The organism is Paraburkholderia sediminicola, from assembly GCF_046026675.1.
GTDB lineage: Bacteria > Pseudomonadota > Gammaproteobacteria > Burkholderiales > Burkholderiaceae > Paraburkholderia > Paraburkholderia sediminicola_F.
The window spans coordinates 3,402,101-3,419,545 of record NZ_JAQQEY010000002.1; the positions used below are offsets into that span (position 1 = coordinate 3,402,101).

The following is a 17,445-nucleotide window of genomic DNA, read 5'->3' on the forward strand; positions in this document are numbered from 1 at the left end:
GGCATCCGCGACTCATTCGGGCAGCACGATGCGTTCGATCTTGCCGACGACAAACACATAAGACAGCGCACCGATAAGCGCCAGCGCTCCGATGAACACCAGCGCCGATTCAAAGTGTCCGTCCTTGACCAGCACACCGATCACGATCGGCACCGCGATGGCCGACAGATTGCCCATAAAGTTGAACATACCGCCGGTGAGGCCGATCAGGCTCTTCGGCGCGAGTGCGGAGACAAACGCCCAGGTGATCGACGCCATACCGTTACCGAAGAACGCCAGTGACATGAAGAGAATGATGGCGGTCTGATCCTGAACATAGTTGGCTCCGACAATCGACGTTGCGAGTACCAGTCCGGAAATGACGGGCAGCTTGCGCGCAAAGCCGACCGAGAACCCACGTCTAAGCAGAAAATCCGACAGAAAACCTGAACAGAGAATGCCGACATAGGCCGCGAGGAACGGCACCGACGCCATGAATCCCATCTTGAGGGTCGTCATCCCGCGATACTTGACGAGATAGGTTGGAAACCAGGTGAGGAAGAACCACAGGATCGACGACAGGCAAAACTGGCCGATGAATACACCCCAGATATTGCGGTTCTTCAGCACATGTTTGAAATCGGTCCAACCCGCTTTCCTCGCGCCGCCCTGCTCGCCGACATCGACCAGACCGCCGCCCTGCCGGATGTAATCGAGTTCGGCGGCGTCGGCTTTGCTGTCCCTCGGATCACGGTAGAAAATGAACCACACGATGCTGTACATGACACCTGCAGCGCCCGTGAAGAACAGCATGCCGCGCCAGCCGAACGTGGCCTGAACATAAACGAGCAGTGGCATGAAGAACGCGATACCGACGAACTGCCCGGAGGTATAGAAGGCAATCGCAGTCGCGCGTTCGCGCTCGGGAAACCACGTGGTGACGACGCGATTATTGGTCGGATACGAGGGCGCTTCGAACGTGCCGAGCAGCACGCGCAAACCGAACAGCGTCGAGAAGCCGTTCACGGCCGCCTGCAGGCATGTCGCCACCGACCATCCGCACAGCAGGATGGCATACAGGACGCGCGGCTTGACGCGATCGACGAGCATCCCGCCTGGGATCTGCAGAATCGCGTACGACCAGCCGAATGCCGAAAAAATCAGTCCGAGTTGCACAGGACTCAGATTCAGATCACGTCCGAGTAACGGCGCCGCCAGCGAAAGATTGCTACGATCCATGTAGTTGACGGCAATGCCGAGGAACAGCAGGAAACCGACAACGAAACGTTTTTTCGTGGCTTTGGCCGCGACCGCAGATCGCGTCTGCCCGGTGCTCAAGGCGGAGGTGCTTTCTGATTTCATCAGCAGTCCATTTGATTGGATGACCTGCCGTACAGGCAAGCGGCTGCCAGTCCTGCCCGGTTTGAAGCGCTGGGAACGCGGGGCTGGCAGGTGCAATTCATTGCGCGTTACGTGCGATGCAACGACAGCGAAGCTTCACGCCTGGCGTGCTCGTCGGCATTCGCGGGCACGGTCATCATCAGGATCACCGAAAGCAGCAGACCGGTCGCCATGAAAATGTACGAAGCCGCCGGACTGCCGGTCGCGCCGTTCAGATAGCCCACCACCCACGAACCGAGGAACGCCCCCAACGCACCGCATGCGTTGATGAGGCCGATCGCGCCGCCCAGCACATTGCTCGGAATCAGTTCCGGCACGAGTGCGAAGAACGGGCCATACGGCGCGTACATCGTGGCACCCGCCACCACCAGCAGCGCAAACGAGATCCAGAAATGCGAGCCACCGATCAGATAGGAAGCGACGAACGCAATGGTCCCGACGAGCAGCAGCGGCCAGACGAACAGCTTGCGGTTGCGCGTCTTGTCCGAGAGCCACGACGCGAGCAGCATCAGGATGATTGCGGCGAGATAGGGCACAGCGGCAAGCCAGCCCACCGAGACGATGTCGATCGTCGAGGCGGCTTTGAGAATCGACGGCAGCCACATAATGAAGCCGTATACGCCGATGCTCCACAGCGCATGAATCGCACAAAACTTGATCACGATCGATGACCGGAACGCCGCCTTGTAATTGCGCACCGGGGCGATATGGGCCTGCTCGGCCTTCAGGCGCGCGTCGAGTTCGGTCTTTTCGGCGTCACTCATCCAGGGCGCGTCGGCCGGACGGTCTTTCACCGTGAACCACCAGACCACCGCCCATGCGATGGCAGGCATGCCCTCGAGGACAAACATCTCGCGCCAGCCGAAACTGCGAACCAGATAGCCCGATACCACCGACATCCACAGTACCGTGACCGGATTGCCGAGAATCAGGAAAGTATTGGCGCGCGAGCGTTCGCTGCGCGTGAACCAGCGGCTGATGTACATCAGCATCGACGGCATCACGGCCGCCTCCACGACGCCGAGCGTGAAGCGCAGCACCATCAGCATCGGGATATTGCTGACCATGCCGGTCGCCGCCGCGCACAAACCCCACAGGATCAGGCTGAAGAAGATCAGCTTCTTGACGCTATTGCGCTGTGCGTAAATCGCACCGGGCACCTGAAAGAGGCAGTAGCCGAGGAAGAACAGCGAGCCAATCAGCGAGGAAGTGCCGTGCGTGATGCCGAGATCCTTGTCGATTCCGGCCGCGGCGGCGAAGCCGTAGTTCGCGCGATCGAGATAGGCGAGGCTATACGTGATGAAGATGATGGGCATCAGATACCACCATCTTTGAGTTGCTACGGGTTTGACGCTTTCCATGATGTCTCCGGATCAGTGCGGCGCACGAACTATCTGATGCGAGTGGCTGTTTGTCTTGCTCTACTCGCGTGGATCTGCGTTTAAAGAACGGCTAGCCAGCCACCATCGACGTAGATGATCTGGCCGTTCACATAGCTCGACGCCGGTGAAGCCAGATACACCGCCGTGCCGACGAGTTCTTCCGGCTTGCCCCAGCGTTGTGAGGGATTGCTGCTCTTGACCCATGCGTCGAAAGCGGCGTTCTCGATCAGCGGCTTGTTCATGTCGGTCAGGATGTAACCCGGACCGATCGCGTTCGCCTGAATGTCCGAGGCCGCCCACTCGGCGCTCATGGCGCGGGTCAGCATCTTGATACCGCCCTTCGCCGCCGTATAGGCGCCGACAGTCGCGCGCCCGGCTTCGCTCGTGAGCGAGCCGATGTTGATGATCTTGCCGCCCGTGCCGCGCGCGATCATGCGGCGTGCGGCCTCTTTCGCGACGATGAAGGCACTCGTCAGATTGGTGTCGATCACGCGCTGCCAGTCGCTCAGTTCGAGTTCGACGAGCGGTTTGCGAAACTGGATGCCGGCGTTGTTGACCACGATATCGACTTGCACGCCGTCCTTGTCCCACTGCGCGAATGCGTCGGCGACTGCGTTTTCGTCGGTCACATCGAAGGCGCGGCCTTGCGCATTGAAACCCTTGTCGCTCAGACGGGCGGCCGCTTCGGTGACCGTGTCGGCGCGCGTACCGTTCAGGATGACGTTCGCACCGGCGGCCGCCAGTCCCTCGGCAAGCGCGAAACCGATGCCACGCGCCGAACCGGTAACGAGTGCCGTGCGGCCGCTCAGATCGAATAGCTGTGTCATGCGTGTGTCCTCTCGATGTTCAGAAACGAGGCGCGAGTGCGCCCCTCGCGATCCCGATGAGGGTCGCGATGAAATGGGTTACGGCGATTGCTACGCGGGTTGATCGTTGGCGGTTCGGTCTAGCGCGGCGCGGTCTTCGAAGTCCTGCTCGGCTCGCCTGATGAGCGTGAGCACCGCCTCCTCTGCCCCCTCGGGGTCCCCCTTCTCGATCGCGACGCACAGTGCCTCGTGCATCGGCAGCGAACGGGCCGGACCGCCTGCGATTTCAGAGCTGAGTTCGAAACTGGTGCGCAGGATCGCCGACAGCGCGTTCTGCATCTGCTGGACGAACTGGTTGTGGCAGGCGGTAAGAATGGCGCCGTGAAACGCGAGGTCGGCGGGAACGTACTCGCCGTGGCCGGCGACCGCGCGTTCCATTGCCTTGAAAGCCCGCCGGACCGCGCTGCGGTCTTCGTCAGTTGCGCGTTTCGCGGCAAGCCTGGCCGCGTTCGGCTCAATGATCATGCGCAGTTCCATCAGGTCTTCGATGAGACCTGGCTCGACGGCGCCCGCACGCGCGCGCCACATGATCACGTCCGGATCGAACAACTGCCATTGCGCACGCGGCAGCACGACCGTGCCGTAGCGGCGGCGCACCTGCAGCATGCCCTTGGCGGAGAGCGACTTCATTGTCTCGCGGATGGTGATACGGCTCACCTGCATCTGCTCAGCAAGCACCGGCTCGGCAGGAAGAATGTCGCCGGGCATGAATTTGCCTGAACAAATCTGTTCGCCCATCTGATTCAGGACCTGCCTGTGCAAAGTCGCCACGATTTGCTCTCTATGTCATACGTATGATGTAGAAAGATAGACGCGACAAGGCCGCATGGCAATTCGGGTTCACCCGGAGTGCGGGTCGGGAGGGGGTGCCGGGGTGCAGGGAATTGCCGGTGTGGAAGGGGTTGCCGAGGATGGCAGGCGCCGCCGGAGATGGAAGACACCGGGCGAACGCGCTCCGCTGGGCACGAAGCAACGCGCCGCGCGGCGCGCCACCGTTCGCGTCAGACCTTCGCGATATGCGTCTCGGCAATCGCGCGGACGTCGATGCGGCGCGGCAGGATAGCGTCGCGATCCGCGCTGTCAGCAACTTTCTGAAGCGCAGCGATATCCGCCTCGGTCACGAAGTGCTGTTTCAACGCCGCGCGCTGCGTGATCTGCTTCGCGGCGTCGAGTGGCGAGCGCGTTAGGGTTGAGTAGATCTGCGCGTAGGCATCGGGGTTCGCAAGCGCCCAATCACCCGCGCGCTGCAGTCGAAGCAGAACGTCTGCGATGGCCGCGCGTTTGCGCGTATCAGCAAGCGCGGCGCCCGATGCAGTGATGAAGCCGAGACCACTATTGATGCCGGACCCATCGCGCAAAATACGCGCGCCGCGTTGCACAGCGATGCCGTAGTACGGATCGAACGTCGCCCACACGTCGATCGAACCGGACGCGAACGCAGCAAACGCGTCGACGGGCAGGATGAAACGGACCTTGACGTCGTCCTTCGAGAGTCCTGCTTCGGCGAGCGCACCATACAACTGGAATTGCGAAATGCTGCCGCGCGCCGACGACACGAACACGGTGCGCCCCTTCAGATCCGCCACCGTGCGAATCGGTGAATTGGGCGCAACCAGAATGCCGAGTTGCGCGCCCGAACCCACACGCGTCGCGACGATCTTCAAGGTCGGATCGCCGACAGCCGCTGCAAGCACAGGCAAGTCACCCGCCGGGGCAAGATCGACGGCGCCCGCGCGTTGCGCTTCGAACAGTGGCGCGGCACCCTGGAAGTTGGCCCAGCGAAATGCGTACGGCGTGCCGTCGAGTACCTTCGCCGCTTCGACGAGAGCACGTGTGCCACCGGCCTGGTCGCCAAGCACGAGCGTGGTCGATGCCAGATCGGCGGCCTGCACGTTGAGTGAATGAAATGCGCCGGTTGCGGCAAGCGCCGGCACTGCGCCAAGCAGCTTCAGCGTGCGCCGCCGCATGGAAAAAGACGTGGAAACAGAAGCGGCCATATGCCCTCGCTTGCAATATTTCTGCAAGCGTAGCGATCAGGATGCTTCGTGAGAATGATTCAATTCCGATATCGTTATCTCGACCGGGCAGCTATCTTTTTCACCCCAGCGCGAGCCCGTCACTTACGGCTTGTCGAATATGCCGCGATACGCGCCGTACATCGACAGAACGATCAGCGCGCTGATCAGTGGCGTTACCAGCAAGCCGCGCAATAGAAGCGGCGCGAAGGTGGCAAGCCACACGTCGACGGCAATGGCCATGCCGAACACCGACGCGACGCGCCAGTTACGCGCCACGGCACGCACACTCGCCGCCATCGCGTTCAGAGGTGAAACGTTGTTCAGAATAACCAGCGCCGGCGCGAACCATACGAGCGAAGCCGCGAGCGCATAGGCCAGCATATTGAGCACCGGCTCCAGCGCATTGCCCGTGCCGTTATGCGCACCGTAGACGATCGTCAGATCGTGTACGCCGTTCGGTGCAACAGATGCCTTCATCGACACATGAAACGCCACAAACGCGATCAGGTGCCCCGCATAGGCAACGGCAGCGCCGCACTGCCCGATCGCGATCAACGCATTGCGATGCACATTGACAGCTTCGATCGTCTCGCGGATCGACCACGGGCGCGCATTGCTCGCACGTTCCTGCATCAGCACCAATCCGGCGGCGAGGACCGGCCCAACGAGCACCGCCAGCACGCGCAACGGCGGCGCCAGTTCAAACAGCGTGACGAAATCGGCGCAACCAAGAATCGCCACGAGCCACAGCACCGGATTCGCGCGAGCGATACGAAGCCCTTCCGCGAGCCAGCCGGCAACACTCTGCACGCTGACCACGCGACCGTCTGGATAGCGCAACCCGGAAGCAGGTTGCCGGTGTGCCGGGACTGCCGTACCGCCTGAATAGTGCATATTCATGACCGCTTCCTTTTCATCAAATGAGGATAGAGACGTCAGTCAACCAGCGCCGTGCTTCAAGCGGATTGACCTTCGTCGAGTCGAGCAGTAATCAGATCGAGTTGTCGCTGAACATAGCGGACCAAGGCGCGCCATGTGATGCGCGTCAACCACAAACACAGCCACAAACCGACAATGCCGGCGACCAGCATCGCGAATCCGTAAATCATCGCGCCGATGCCCGAGCCATGCGGCCCGATAATCACGATGTTGTCCGAACCGTCCTTGATTGCAATGTGGTCACGATCGATCACGACCGAATCCGAGCCGCTGTGGACTGCCATACTCTTGCCGCTGCCGTCCGCGCCTTGCACGAAAGACACGTGGTCGCCGTGGTTCCTGATGTCCCACGCCAGTGACTTCGTACCGGTTCCGATGCGCGCGACCGATACCTTATCCCCTTCGCCATCCTTAAGATCGAGCGCTACGATGTCGGCGGCTGCGATAGACCATGTGCCGTCGGGGTCGACTTTGAACAGATCGCGCGCGCCGCCGACCGAATTGATCTTGAGTTTGCCGTCGTCGTTCTTGATGTCGATCGGACCGGCCAGCGTCACAACGGAAATCCGCGTGGCGGCATCCGGTCGCAGCACGAAACGATCGCCGTCCACCCGGAACACCTTCATATTGGCGGTTGCGAGGAGCGGGTCACCCTGCTTGGGGGCGTCATCCGCGTCGTTGTCGTCATCGTCGTTTCCGTTGGCGTTCGCCTGCTGATCCGTTTTCACGTCACTGCTCTCGAAGGTGAACGGCACCGAATTAAACGCCGGCCACCCGAACAGGTGATGACTCCCGAGCGCGACCACCGTCACGAGCCCGGCAACCACGAGCGCACCCGAAACCATGTAGCCGACCGTCAGCATCAGCAGATAGAACATGAACGGAATCAACAGGAACAATTGCAACAAGCCGAGCCCCGCGATCGACACGACCACCCGCACCAGGTTGCCGAACGAGCGCCGCGTTTCCCACTGACGGAAGCTCGCCTGCGCCTTCAGTTCGCGTGCGAGCTTAATCGGGTCGCCGAGCGCTGCAACCACTTCCGCCTCACTGCGGCCCGCTGCGAGTGCGTCACCGAAGTACTCGCGATAGTCGGCGACGATTTCGTCGACTACCTGCTTCGGCAAACTCCGCAGTTCGTGGCGCAATTGCTGGATGAATGCGTCCTGCGTCATTGCTTTTCCCCTGTTCCTGAGCGCGTGCCGGACAAGGCCAGCACACCGTTGACTTCATCGACAAAACTGCGCCATTCGCTTTGCATTTCCGCCAGACTGTTGCGGCCCGCCGCCGTCAGCGAGTAGTACTTGCGCGGCGGCCCCGAACTGGATTCCACGAAATACGTCGACACCCATGCCTCAGCCTGCAGCCGGCGCATCAGCGGATAAATCGTGCCCTCGCTGATCTCCATGGTTTCGGAGAGCGTCGAGACGAGCTCGTACGCATAGCTGTCGCCGCCGGCGAGGACAGCTAACACGCACATGTCGAGCGTTCCCTTCTTGAGCTGCGTTTTCATTCAATTCCATTACATTAGTGTGCATAACACGGTACCTTGCTATGCACTGGTGCTAAATGCACCGATCCGCGAGATGACGAATGAACTCTAGCACCCAGTATTGTTTAATGCAAGGTACTGTTTTATGCACAGGACACCCGCGGTCATCGGGGCGGCCGTCCGATCATTCGCCGCGCTAATACAAAGGATTAGAAATCAGACTTTTACTTATTGTTTTTGGCTTCCGATAAAGGCACCAGGCCATGCGCGCAATGGCTGCGTTCATCCACTGAAACCGCCATGCCTCAAGGAGAAACCCATGACGTCCTACCGCCCAGCGGACACGCCAGCGCCACTGCCAGAAGATGGCGCCCCGGCCAACATGAAAAAGATCGCGGTGGCGAGTGTGATCGGCACGACCGTCGAATGGTATGACCTGTTCGTTTTTGCCACCGCCTCGGCGCTCGTCTTCAACAAGGTGTTCTTTCCCGGTTTTGTGCCGTTGGTCGGCACCTTGCTGGCGTTCGGCACGTTCGCCTCCGCCTACCTCGCACGCATTGTCGGCGCCGCGCTGTTCGGCCATTTCGGCGACCGCCTCGGGCGCAAGGCGATGCTGTTGGTCTCGCTCATCATCATGGGCATCGCCACGTTCTCGATCGGGCTGCTGCCGAACTACGCGTCGATTGGCATCTGGGCGCCCATTCTGCTGCTCACCTTGCGCGTCATTCAGGGGCTCGCGCTCGGCGGCGAATGGGGCGGCGCCGTGCTGATGGCAGTGGAACACGCACCCGCCGGCAAGCGTGGACTGTATGGCTCGTGGGTCCAGATCGGCGTGCCTGCCGGCACCCTGATCGCCAATCTGGCGTTTCTGGTCTGCAATGCCACGCTGTCAAACGACGCACTGCTCTCCTGGGGTTGGCGCATCCCGTTCCTTGCGAGCGCGTTGCTCGTGGGGGTCGGACTTTATATCCGTCTGAACACATCGGAAACGCCGTCGTTCCGCAAGATCAAGGAAGCCGACGCGCAGGTCAAGCTGCCGATCGCCGAAGTCCTCACCCGATACTGGAAGCAGGTTCTGCTCGGCGGCATCGCGACGATGTCGACGGGCACCTCGTTCAACCTGATCGTTGCTTTTGGGCTAACTTACGGGACGCAGACGCTGGGCTTTTCACGTAACGCAATGCTTTCCATCGCGCTGATTGCCTGCGCGCTGTGCATCGTGTTGTTGCCGGCCTTCGGCAAACTATCCGACGTCGTGGGCCGCAAGCCGGTGATCATCGGCGGCATTGTCGCCGAGGCCCTGCTGGCTTTTCCGCTTTTCTGGCTGCTGGATACGCGCGAGTTTCCGTTCGCGCTGCTCGGCTATCTGCTGATGATGACCGCCTTCGCCGCAAACTATGGACCCATCGCCACCTTCCTCGCGGAGCTGTTTGGCACCGAGGTTCGCTACTCCGGCCTGTCGGTAAGCTATATGTTGTCCGGGCTGCTCGGCAGTGCGGCCACGCCGATTGTCACCACCGCCCTGCTGTCCGCTACAGGCCGCGGTTCGTCGGTGGCGTGGTACATGATGGGTTCGGCTGCTGTTTCGGTACTCGCACTCGTGCTGCTCTCGGAGACGCTTCGCCGCGATATCTCGTCTGCGGCGCGCGCCAATGCCGCCACGGCGAGCCTTTCATGAAGGTCTGATATGAAAACGGAAAACGCCGCTCTGATGCAAGCCACGCCAGACACATCCTTAATGCGCAGCCTCGAATCCGTCAGCTTCCCGACACTCGGGCACTTCATGGAAAACGGCTTCGCGGACCATCGCCTTCGCGCGATGGTCCCCAACGTGAAGGTGATCGGGCGCGCGGTGACGCTCAAGCTGCTGTCGCCCGACGCCATTCCCGTAAACCACGCCCTGTCGCAACTCAAACCGGGAGACGTGCTGGTGATCGACATGAGCGGTAACCATACGCATGCGCCGGTCGGAGCAGTCACGGCATGCGCCGCGCTTAACGCCGGCGCGAGGGGTGTTATCGTCGATGGCGTGGTGACCGATCTCATCGAATTACACAGCACGGGGCTGCCGGTGTTCGCGCGCGGAACGTCGTTGCTCACGACCAAAAAGCGCGACACGATGTCGAGCCTGTTCAACGAGCCGGTGGAGTGCGGCGGGGTCGTGGTGCGCCCAGGCGACATCGTGCTGGCCGACGACAACGGTGTACTGTTCGCTGAGGCACCGGCCCTTGCCGCCGTGATCGACCAGGCGCTGGCCTCCGACCGCGCGGAGCCCGCGATACTGGCTCGCCTTAACGCCAAAGCGCCACTTCACGAGGTCCTGCAATGCTTCATGTCGTAAAGTATTCACGTGGCTAATGATCAGCATTAGAACAATCAAGTTGACGGACACTGACGCGCTAACGAACACTACGTGCACTACAGCAAGTGAGAACCTGGGAGTCTTCTGAAATGCAATCCACGCCCACATCCGATCGCATGAGCGACAAACCGGCGCCGATCGGTGCCGAACAGCAGGTACGGGAGGAACTGGCAGCGCTCTACCGGCTGGCCGCTCACTTCCGCATGACCGACATGATCGACACGCACATCACAGCGCGCCTGCCCAGCTCGCCGGGCGAGCCACCAGCATTTCTGATCAACCGCTATGGCGTGCTGTTTCACGAAATGCGCGCGTCGGACCTCGTGAAGATCGATCATCTCGGCAACGTCATCGACGAGCGGGCGCACAGCGACCCGGCATTGTTTCGTGTCAACGCCGCGGGTTTCACGATTCATTCGGCCATCCACGCAGCACGCGACGATCTGCATTTCGTGATCCATACGCACACCGCCGCCGGAACAGCCGTGTCGGCCCAGGAGCAGGGGCTGCTGCCGATCAGTCAGCATGCGCTGAAGTTCTACGGCAAGCTCGCTTACCACGATTACGAGGGCATCGCGCTCGAACTCGGCGAGCGCGAGCGCCTGGTGCGCGACCTCGGTTCCTGCAAGGCAATGATCCTGCGCAATCATGGGCTGCTTGCGGCCGGCTCCACGGCAGCCGAAGCGTTCCACGAGATCTATTTCCTAGAACGGGCCTGTCAGGCACAAATCCAGGCGCTGGCCGGTGGCAGCGCGCTGCGTATCCCGCCGCGAGAAGTGTGCGAGTTGACCGCGAGCCAGTTCGCTCGCGACGACTCCGCGGGAATTTCGGAGTTGGCGTGGCGCGCGGCGTTACGGTTGATCGACGACCCGCAATCCGACTACCGCAACTAGGCCCGTTCTCCAGTTCGATGCAATGACCAAATTAGTTCTGATGAGCCGTGACTACGACATGTCACACCTGGTGCAGCCGATTCTGCGCGCCGCCCCTGAATTCGATGTCGTGATGCACGGCGAGCGGTCCAGCGGCGATGCTGATATCGCCGTATGCTGGAACCCACCGGCCGGCGCGCTGGCGGCGCTGCCGAAACTGCGGCTCGTGCATAGCATCGCTGCGGGCGTCGATAACATTCTGTCCGATCCTGCCCTGCCCGCCGTGCCGCTGTGTAGGGTCGTCGATCCGCAACACGCACGCGGAATGAGCGAATTCGTCACGTGGGGGGTACTGCACTTTCATCGTCAGCTCGACCGCGTGCTCGCCGATCAGCGTCTTAACCGCTGGTTCCGCCACGATCAGCGCGATGCTTCCGAATGCGCAGTCGGCATCATGGGTCTGGGAGAAATCGGCAGCCGCGTCGCGACGGATTTGCAGCGCTTCGGCTTCGCGGTGCGCGGCTGGGCGCGCAAGCCCCGTGAACTGCCGGGGGTGACGACCTTCGCCGGTCCGCAGGAATTCAAGCCATTCCTTCAGGGGACGGATATTCTCGTGTGTCTCCTGCCGCTCACGCACGAGACCCGCTGGATTCTCAATGCGAACACGTTCGAGCACTTGCGGCCTGGCGCGAAGCTGATTCACGTCGGTCGCGGCGAACATCTGGTGCCCGCGGACCTGATCGCGGCGCTGACGAGTGGGCACATCGGCGGTGCGATCGTCGACGTGTTTCCGACCGAGCCGTTACCCCCTGAAGATCATTTATGGCGCGCGCCCAATCTGATCGTGACACCGCATATGGCGTCGGTGGCTAGCTCGGAAACGATCGCCACGCAGGTGGCGCACAACGCGCGCAGGCTGACCCGTGGCGAACCCCTTCAGAACTTGGTTGACGTGACGCGCGGCTATTAAGCGAAGCTGCTGAGCGCAACGCTAAAGGCCAGCACCTTCCGCCTGACCATCGATGAACACATTCAGCGCATCGATAAACGCGGCCTCAGCGGCGCTCAGTTTGCGGTCCTGTGACCACAGCATGTAAATATCGAGGTCGGCCACGCCTTCATCCGGTGGCAGCCGCTGAAGGCGGCCTTGAACGATGTCATCGCGCACGACGTGTTCAGGCAGACAGCCAATGCCGAAGCCCGCGAAAATGAATCGCCTCACCTCGGTCATGCTCGACGATGAGCCGACCACGCGCCCCGTGAAGCCCATCTCGTCACGAAAGAACGTGAGTGGCGACAGGTGGTCGCCCACTTTGTCGCCGGTGAACGAGACGAACTTCTCGCCGGCGAGATCGGCGACCCGAAGATCGTCGCGTCCAAAGAGCGGATGATGACGTCCGCAGAAAAGCGCATACCGTTGACGCAGAAACACGCGGCTGTCGACCCGTTTGGGTAACGCGCGCCGCGGCGTCAGTCCGAGCGTTGCGGACTTTTGCTGGAGACTGTTCACCACATCGGCGCTGCGCATTTCCTGGCTTTCGAGCTCGATACGCGGATACGTGCGATGGAACTCGGCGAGAAACGTGTCGTAGGCCGGAAAGTCGATTCCGCTGACGGTACTCACGCGCACCATGCCGGAGATATCGTGTTCGCGATCCACCTCGGCCAGCGACAGCCGCGAGATCGTGCCGTACACGTCTTCAGCAATCTGCTTCACTTCGATGCCGGCCTGTGTGACCTCGATACGCGGACCGTGGCGATCCACGAGGCGCAGCCCCAACTGCTCCTCCAACCGGCGCAACGCCTGACTCACGGCGGGCTGCGTCAGATGTAACTTCGTCGCCGCGCGACTCACGCTGCCTTCTTTCGCAATGGCGAGAAAAGTACGCAGCAGGTTCCAGTCGAGGCGGTCGTTCAGATAGGTGTCCGGGCGGTCTTTGCTCACGATGAGCCTCACTGGTTTCATCATCCGCCAAAATTATACTTAGGATTAGAATTAGAAATTAGACTTATCATTTTTGATTGCGGATAAAGGCATCACGACGAACCCGACGCGGTCAGTACGCCGCGACTTCAGGAGTGTGTGATGCTAAAGATCAATGGTGAGCGGCTCTGGACGAGCCTGATGAACATGGCCGCTGTCGGCGCCACGGCAGGCGGCGGTGTGCGGCGCCTCGCATTGACCGAACAGGACGCGGCAGGCCGGGCGCTTTTCTCGCAGTGGTGCGTCGACGCGGGGCTGACGTTGTCCGTCGACCGGGTCGGCAATCTTTTCGCGCGACGCGCCGGCAAACGGAACGACGCCGCGCCCGTAGCAAGCGGGAGCCACCTCGACACCCAGCCCGAGGGCGGCCGCTTCGACGGGGTCTATGGCGTGCTCGCCGCGCTCGAAGTCGTGCGCACGCTGAACGATGCGAACATTCAAACCGACAAGCCCATCGAGATCGTCGTGTGGACCAACGAGGAAGGCGCGCGCTTCACGCCGGCGATGCTCGGTTCAGCAGCCTTCACAGGCGTCATGCCGCTCGCCCAGGCATTGAACACGCGCGACGCAGCAGGCACATCGGTCGAGCAGGCATTGCAAGCAACAGGCTATGCCGGCACGCGCGCCGTGCCCGGCATCGTCTTCGACGCCTACTTCGAAGCGCATATCGAACAGGGTCCGGTGCTCGAGGAAAGCGGCGTGCCGATCGGCGTCGTCACGGGCGGCCAGGCGATTCGCTGGCTCGATGTGCGCGTGCGTGGGCAGGCCGCGCACGCAGGCACGACGCCGATGCAGTACCGCCGCGATGCGCTATTCGCGAGCGCGGAAATGGCCACGGAACTTGAGAGCATCGCGGCAGATTTCTTTCCGCAGGGTCTCGCCACCATCGGCGAGCTGCACATACGCAACGCATCGCGCAATACGATCGCGGCAGACCTGTCGTTCACGGTGGATCTGCGCCACCCTGACGATGCGATGATCGAAAAAATGGAAGCCGCGCTGCGCGAGCGCTTCGATGCCATCGCAAGAAGACGGCGCCTGACTGTCGAGGTGGGGCAGCATTGGGTCAGTCCTGCTACACCGTTCGATCCGCACTGCATTGCGGCCGTGAGCAATGCGGTCGATGCGCTGGACTATCCGCATCAACGCATCGTCAGCGGCGCCGGACATGACGCGATTCATCTCGCCAAGCATTGTCCGACCGCGATGATTTTCATCCCCTGCGTTGACGGCCTGAGCCATAACGAAGCCGAAGACGCTTTGCCGGCAGACGTCACGCGCGGCACGGACGTGTTGCTTCACGCGATGCTGGCCCGCGCTGGGCAGGCTGTATGAGCGCGCATCAAACGCCGCGTTCGCCAGGCATCCGGCGCACATGGCTCTTCGTACCCGGCAACCATGCCGAGGCCCACGCAGTCGCGCTGCAAAGCGGTGCGGATGCAATCGTCGCCGACCTCGAAGAGATGACTTCGCCGCAAGACCGGCCGCAGGCACGCGCACGCATTGTCACGCTATTGCGCGAGGCGGCTCGCGCCGGCACGTTCGGCTCGGTACGGATCAACAAACTGGAGCACGACGGCCATGCCGATCTCGAAGGCGTCATGCCCGGCACCCCGCGGGCGATTTTTCTGCCACACGCGGAGAGCCCGGCTCAACTGGCCGCGCTCGACGATGCGCTGGCCGTCATCGAGCGCAGGCTGGGCATTCCGGCGGGCTCGACGGAGGTGGTTCCAGTTATCGAATCCGCGAAGGGTCTGGTCAATCTGGGAGCGCTACTTCAGGTGGGTGCACGGATAAAGTGCTGCATGCTGGCCGTCGAAGACCTGGCGGCGAATCTCGGCGCGCGCCGCACGCCGGGCGGTCACGAACTGCTTTACGCACGCAGCCGCTTTCTGATCGAGTGCGTTGCCGCCAGCTGCGTGCCGATCGATCTTCCTTGTACGTATCGGTCGGCGCAGGTGCTTGTGCAGGACCTGGACATCTCCACGCAACTCGGATTCGCATCGAAAAGCGTCGTGTTTCCCGAACACGTGCCCGCGATTCACCGCGCGCTGACGCCATCCGCGGAAGACGTGCAGGCAGCGCGCGCACTCGTCGAGGCGCACGCAGTACAGCAGGCGAATCCACTCCCTGCCGGATCGGTATGGATCGACTACCCGGAGCGCAACAACGCGCAACGGTTGATCGCGCGTGACGCGCTGCTCCGCGCCTTTGGCGACAACGGCAACGCATAAGCCGGGCGGGCATTAGCCGCAGTGATACTGAAGATTAAAAATCCGAATTTGGCGGGCGTATTTCGGCGACCGATAAAGACAGCAGTCAAGCCAACGCTGCGCGTTCAACAACAGGATTCCCCATGTCCCCTTCTGAACAGACTCATCAACCCGTGCGCGCCGCCACCGCGGCTTTTATCGGCACGGCCGTCGAGTTTTACGACTACTACACCTATGCGACAGCCGCCGCGCTGGTGCTCGGCGAGGTGTTCTTCCCGAGCAGCAATCACTTTCTGAGTACGATGGCTTCGTTCGGCACGTTCTTTGTGGGCTTCATTGCACGCCCATTGAGCGGCGCGGTGTTCGGGCATCTCGGCGACAAGCTCGGCCGCAAGAAGATGCTGCTGCTGACCATGTTCCTGATGGGGATCGCCACCACCGGCATCGGCCTGCTGCCCGGTTACGCCAGCATCGGCATCTGGGCACCGATCTCGCTCGTGCTGTTGCGGATTCTCCAGGGCATTGCCGTGGGCGGCGAATGGGGCGGCGCGGTACTGATGGCGAGCGAGCACGCACCAACCGGCCGCAAGACGTTCTTCGCGTCCTTTCCGCAGATGGGCAGCCCGGCCGGACTGATTCTTTCGCTTGTGTCGTTCAGGCTCGTCACCTCGCTCGATCACGCAAGCTTCGTTGCCTGGGGTTGGCGCCTGCCGTTTCTGGCAAGTTTCGTGCTGCTCGTGATCGGCATGGCGATCCGTCTCGGCGTAAAGGAGTCGCCCGAGTTCGAGCAGCTTCGCAAGAATCGCGAGGTGCTGAAGTCGCCCGTCAAGGAAGTGCTGCGCACCGCTTGGTATCCGATCGTCATGGCGGCGATGGCCACGACAATCGGGTCCGCCGGGTTCTTCTTCACCAACACGTTCATGATTTCGTATGTCACCGGTTATCTCGGCATGTCGAAATCGTTCATTCTCGATTGCCTGTTTGTCGTCACCCTTATCCAGTTGGCATCTCAGCCAATTTCGGCACTGCTGGCACAGCGCGTTGGAGAGACCCGCTTTCTGACCTGCGCCGCCCTGCTATCCATGCTCACGCCCTATCCGATGTTTCTGCTCGTCCAGACGCAAAATCCGGTCGCGATCGTGGCCGGTATCTCGCTCGCGGTGGTGGTGCTGTCCGCTGTCTATGCGGTCATCGCCGGTTTCATGACACCGGCATTTCCCACGCAGGTCCGGTACTCCGGCATTTCGATTGCTTATCAACTGTGCGCGACGATTGCCGGTGGAACGACGCCTTTGATCGGTACGATGCTCGCGCAAAACTACAAGGGCGAGTGGCTGCCGCTGGCGATTTTCTTCAGTGTGCTTTCGGCGGTGTCGCTGGTTGGAATCGTGGGGCTCGGGCGTTATCGCAAGGGGATACGCGCGGAGGGATCCGCTGCGATGCTTGCTAACTAAGGCGGGCCGGGGGAAATCGGGGAGATTCATGTCGATTGGCAATTGCTGCGGTGCGAATGGACGCAAACCGGCCGAACACGTGCGCGCTCGTGAAGCGCACGCGGGAATGCTCGAAGTGACATAATTCCCGCGTCGTTGCTTGGCAACGCGACCACTACTTTCACGCCGCAAAACCAGGAGATTCACATGAGCAAGGGATATTGGGTGACCGCATACCGCGCGACGAAGGACCCGTCGAAACTGGCCGCGTATGCGCAACTGGCAGCGCCCGCGGTGGCAGCCGCCGGCGGCAAATTCATCGTGCGCGGCGTCGCCGAAGAAGCACATGAACAAGGTTTGAAGGAGCGGACTGTCGTGATCGAGTTTCCGACCTACGAACAGGCCGTTGCCGCCTATGAGAGCGACGCCTACAAGAAAGCGCTTGAAGCCTTGGGCGACGGTGTAGAACGCGACCTGCGTATCGTTCGCGGCGCAGAGTAACGA

General features: G+C 61.5%; 17 protein-coding genes. 8 read left to right on the forward strand and 9 right to left on the reverse strand.

All coding sequences use genetic code 11. The features are described from left to right. Window positions 1-12: 12 nt before the first annotated feature. The 8 genes from PQQ86_RS34930 to PQQ86_RS34965 all read right to left on the reverse strand — a co-directional run bounded on the left by PQQ86_RS34930 (window position 13) and on the right by PQQ86_RS34965 (window position 8,098). Window positions 13-1,341 carry an MFS transporter gene (locus PQQ86_RS34930; protein ID WP_408277709.1) on the reverse strand — a complete coding sequence of 443 codons (1,329 nt, stop codon included), beginning with the start codon at window positions 1,339-1,341 and terminating at the stop codon, window positions 13-15. 107 nt (window positions 1,342-1,448) lie between these two features. Next, window positions 1,449-2,741 (reverse strand): MFS transporter, encoded by a 1,293-nt coding sequence (locus PQQ86_RS34935; RefSeq protein ID WP_408277712.1) that lies wholly within the window; start codon window positions 2,739-2,741, stop codon window positions 1,449-1,451. 80 nt (window positions 2,742-2,821) lie between these two features. Beyond that, window positions 2,822-3,589, reverse strand: a complete 768-nt coding sequence (locus PQQ86_RS34940) for an SDR family oxidoreductase (RefSeq protein ID WP_408277715.1) — start codon at window positions 3,587-3,589, stop codon at window positions 2,822-2,824. A gap of 90 nt (window positions 3,590-3,679) precedes the next feature. Continuing rightward, window positions 3,680-4,399 carry a FadR/GntR family transcriptional regulator gene (locus PQQ86_RS34945; protein ID WP_408277718.1) on the reverse strand — a complete coding sequence of 240 codons (720 nt, stop codon included), beginning with the start codon at window positions 4,397-4,399 and terminating at the stop codon, window positions 3,680-3,682. 230 nt (window positions 4,400-4,629) lie between these two features. Then, window positions 4,630-5,625, reverse strand: a complete 996-nt coding sequence (locus PQQ86_RS34950) for an ABC transporter substrate-binding protein (RefSeq protein ID WP_408277720.1) — start codon at window positions 5,623-5,625, stop codon at window positions 4,630-4,632. Between the two features lie 123 nt (window positions 5,626-5,748). Beyond that, window positions 5,749-6,546 carry a BPSS1780 family membrane protein gene (locus tag PQQ86_RS34955; protein WP_408277723.1) on the reverse strand — a complete coding sequence of 266 codons (798 nt, stop codon included), beginning with the start codon at window positions 6,544-6,546 and terminating at the stop codon, window positions 5,749-5,751. 56 nt (window positions 6,547-6,602) lie between these two features. Further along, the gene (locus PQQ86_RS34960; RefSeq protein ID WP_408277726.1) at window positions 6,603-7,760 is read right to left on the reverse strand and encodes a DUF1700 domain-containing protein; all 1,158 of its coding nucleotides are present in this window, start codon (window positions 7,758-7,760) and stop codon (window positions 6,603-6,605) included. Continuing rightward, window positions 7,757-8,098 carry a PadR family transcriptional regulator gene (locus PQQ86_RS34965; protein ID WP_097394365.1) on the reverse strand — a complete coding sequence of 114 codons (342 nt, stop codon included), beginning with the start codon at window positions 8,096-8,098 and terminating at the stop codon, window positions 7,757-7,759. The genes PQQ86_RS34960 and PQQ86_RS34965 overlap by 4 nt, the downstream gene beginning before the upstream one ends. Window positions 8,099-8,396: 298 nt before the next feature. Between PQQ86_RS34965 and PQQ86_RS34970 the strand changes: the two genes are divergently transcribed. The 4 genes from PQQ86_RS34970 to PQQ86_RS34985 all read left to right on the forward strand — a co-directional run bounded on the left by PQQ86_RS34970 (window position 8,397) and on the right by PQQ86_RS34985 (window position 12,281). Then, window positions 8,397-9,755 (forward strand): MFS transporter, encoded by a 1,359-nt coding sequence (locus tag PQQ86_RS34970; RefSeq protein ID WP_408277730.1) that lies wholly within the window; start codon window positions 8,397-8,399, stop codon window positions 9,753-9,755. Window positions 9,756-9,764: 9 nt separating this feature from the next. After that, the gene (locus tag PQQ86_RS34975; RefSeq protein WP_408277733.1) at window positions 9,765-10,418 is read left to right on the forward strand and encodes an RraA family protein; all 654 of its coding nucleotides are present in this window, start codon (window positions 9,765-9,767) and stop codon (window positions 10,416-10,418) included. A 137-nt stretch (window positions 10,419-10,555) separates the two neighbouring features. Beyond that, complete coding sequence (locus tag PQQ86_RS34980) at window positions 10,556-11,332, forward strand: class II aldolase/adducin family protein (RefSeq protein ID WP_408279434.1); 777 nt, start codon at window positions 10,556-10,558, stop codon at window positions 11,330-11,332. A 22-nt stretch (window positions 11,333-11,354) separates the two neighbouring features. Further along, window positions 11,355-12,281: a 2-hydroxyacid dehydrogenase gene (locus tag PQQ86_RS34985; protein ID WP_408277736.1), complete on the forward strand. Its 927-nt coding sequence runs from the start codon at window positions 11,355-11,357 to the stop codon at window positions 12,279-12,281. A gap of 21 nt (window positions 12,282-12,302) precedes the next feature. On the opposite strand, the gene PQQ86_RS34990 is transcribed toward PQQ86_RS34985, so the two are convergent. Beyond that, on the reverse strand, window positions 12,303-13,256 hold the full coding sequence (locus tag PQQ86_RS34990) for a LysR family transcriptional regulator (protein WP_408277739.1): 954 nt from the start codon (window positions 13,254-13,256) through the stop codon (window positions 12,303-12,305). Window positions 13,257-13,397: 141 nt separating this feature from the next. On the opposite strand from PQQ86_RS34990, the gene PQQ86_RS34995 reads away from it, so the two are divergent. The 4 genes from PQQ86_RS34995 to PQQ86_RS35010 all read left to right on the forward strand — a co-directional run bounded on the left by PQQ86_RS34995 (window position 13,398) and on the right by PQQ86_RS35010 (window position 17,442). Further along, complete coding sequence (locus PQQ86_RS34995) at window positions 13,398-14,630, forward strand: Zn-dependent hydrolase (RefSeq protein ID WP_408277741.1); 1,233 nt, start codon at window positions 13,398-13,400, stop codon at window positions 14,628-14,630. Beyond that, on the forward strand, window positions 14,627-15,529 hold the full coding sequence (locus PQQ86_RS35000) for an HpcH/HpaI aldolase/citrate lyase family protein (RefSeq protein ID WP_408277744.1): 903 nt from the start codon (window positions 14,627-14,629) through the stop codon (window positions 15,527-15,529). Before PQQ86_RS34995 ends, PQQ86_RS35000 begins: the two co-directional genes overlap by 4 nt. Before the next feature lie 122 nt (window positions 15,530-15,651). Next, window positions 15,652-16,962 (forward strand): MFS transporter, encoded by a 1,311-nt coding sequence (locus tag PQQ86_RS35005; RefSeq protein WP_408277748.1) that lies wholly within the window; start codon window positions 15,652-15,654, stop codon window positions 16,960-16,962. Window positions 16,963-17,148: 186 nt separating this feature from the next. Continuing rightward, complete coding sequence (locus PQQ86_RS35010) at window positions 17,149-17,442, forward strand: DUF1330 domain-containing protein (RefSeq protein ID WP_054039434.1); 294 nt, start codon at window positions 17,149-17,151, stop codon at window positions 17,440-17,442. The last annotated feature ends 3 nt before the right edge of the window (window positions 17,443-17,445 follow it).

What these genes read in the sequence shown, in the direction of transcription:
- PQQ86_RS34955 (WP_408277723.1), bottom strand. Translation starts at nt 6,546, where the DNA reads ATGAATATGCACTATTCAGGCGGTACGGCAGTCCCGGCACACCGGCAA.
- PQQ86_RS34965 (WP_097394365.1), bottom strand. Translation starts at nt 8,098, where the DNA reads ATGAAAACGCAGCTCAAGAAGGGAACGCTCGACATGTGCGTGTTAGCT.
- PQQ86_RS34940 (WP_408277715.1), bottom strand. Translation starts at nt 3,589, where the DNA reads ATGACACAGCTATTCGATCTGAGCGGCCGCACGGCACTCGTTACCGGT.
- PQQ86_RS34935 (WP_408277712.1), bottom strand. Translation starts at nt 2,741, where the DNA reads ATGGAAAGCGTCAAACCCGTAGCAACTCAAAGATGGTGGTATCTGATG.
- PQQ86_RS34950 (WP_408277720.1), bottom strand. Translation starts at nt 5,625, where the DNA reads ATGGCCGCTTCTGTTTCCACGTCTTTTTCCATGCGGCGGCGCACGCTG.
- PQQ86_RS35010 (WP_054039434.1), top strand. Translation starts at nt 17,149, where the DNA reads ATGAGCAAGGGATATTGGGTGACCGCATACCGCGCGACGAAGGACCCG.
- PQQ86_RS34995 (WP_408277741.1), top strand. Translation starts at nt 13,398, where the DNA reads ATGCTAAAGATCAATGGTGAGCGGCTCTGGACGAGCCTGATGAACATG.
- PQQ86_RS34985 (WP_408277736.1), top strand. Translation starts at nt 11,355, where the DNA reads ATGACCAAATTAGTTCTGATGAGCCGTGACTACGACATGTCACACCTG.
- PQQ86_RS34960 (WP_408277726.1), bottom strand. Translation starts at nt 7,760, where the DNA reads ATGACGCAGGACGCATTCATCCAGCAATTGCGCCACGAACTGCGGAGT.
- PQQ86_RS34970 (WP_408277730.1), top strand. Translation starts at nt 8,397, where the DNA reads ATGACGTCCTACCGCCCAGCGGACACGCCAGCGCCACTGCCAGAAGAT.
- PQQ86_RS34930 (WP_408277709.1), bottom strand. Translation starts at nt 1,341, where the DNA reads ATGAAATCAGAAAGCACCTCCGCCTTGAGCACCGGGCAGACGCGATCT.
- PQQ86_RS35000 (WP_408277744.1), top strand. Translation starts at nt 14,627, where the DNA reads ATGAGCGCGCATCAAACGCCGCGTTCGCCAGGCATCCGGCGCACATGG.
- PQQ86_RS34980 (WP_408279434.1), top strand. Translation starts at nt 10,556, where the DNA reads ATGAGCGACAAACCGGCGCCGATCGGTGCCGAACAGCAGGTACGGGAG.
- PQQ86_RS34975 (WP_408277733.1), top strand. Translation starts at nt 9,765, where the DNA reads ATGAAAACGGAAAACGCCGCTCTGATGCAAGCCACGCCAGACACATCC.
- PQQ86_RS35005 (WP_408277748.1), top strand. Translation starts at nt 15,652, where the DNA reads ATGTCCCCTTCTGAACAGACTCATCAACCCGTGCGCGCCGCCACCGCG.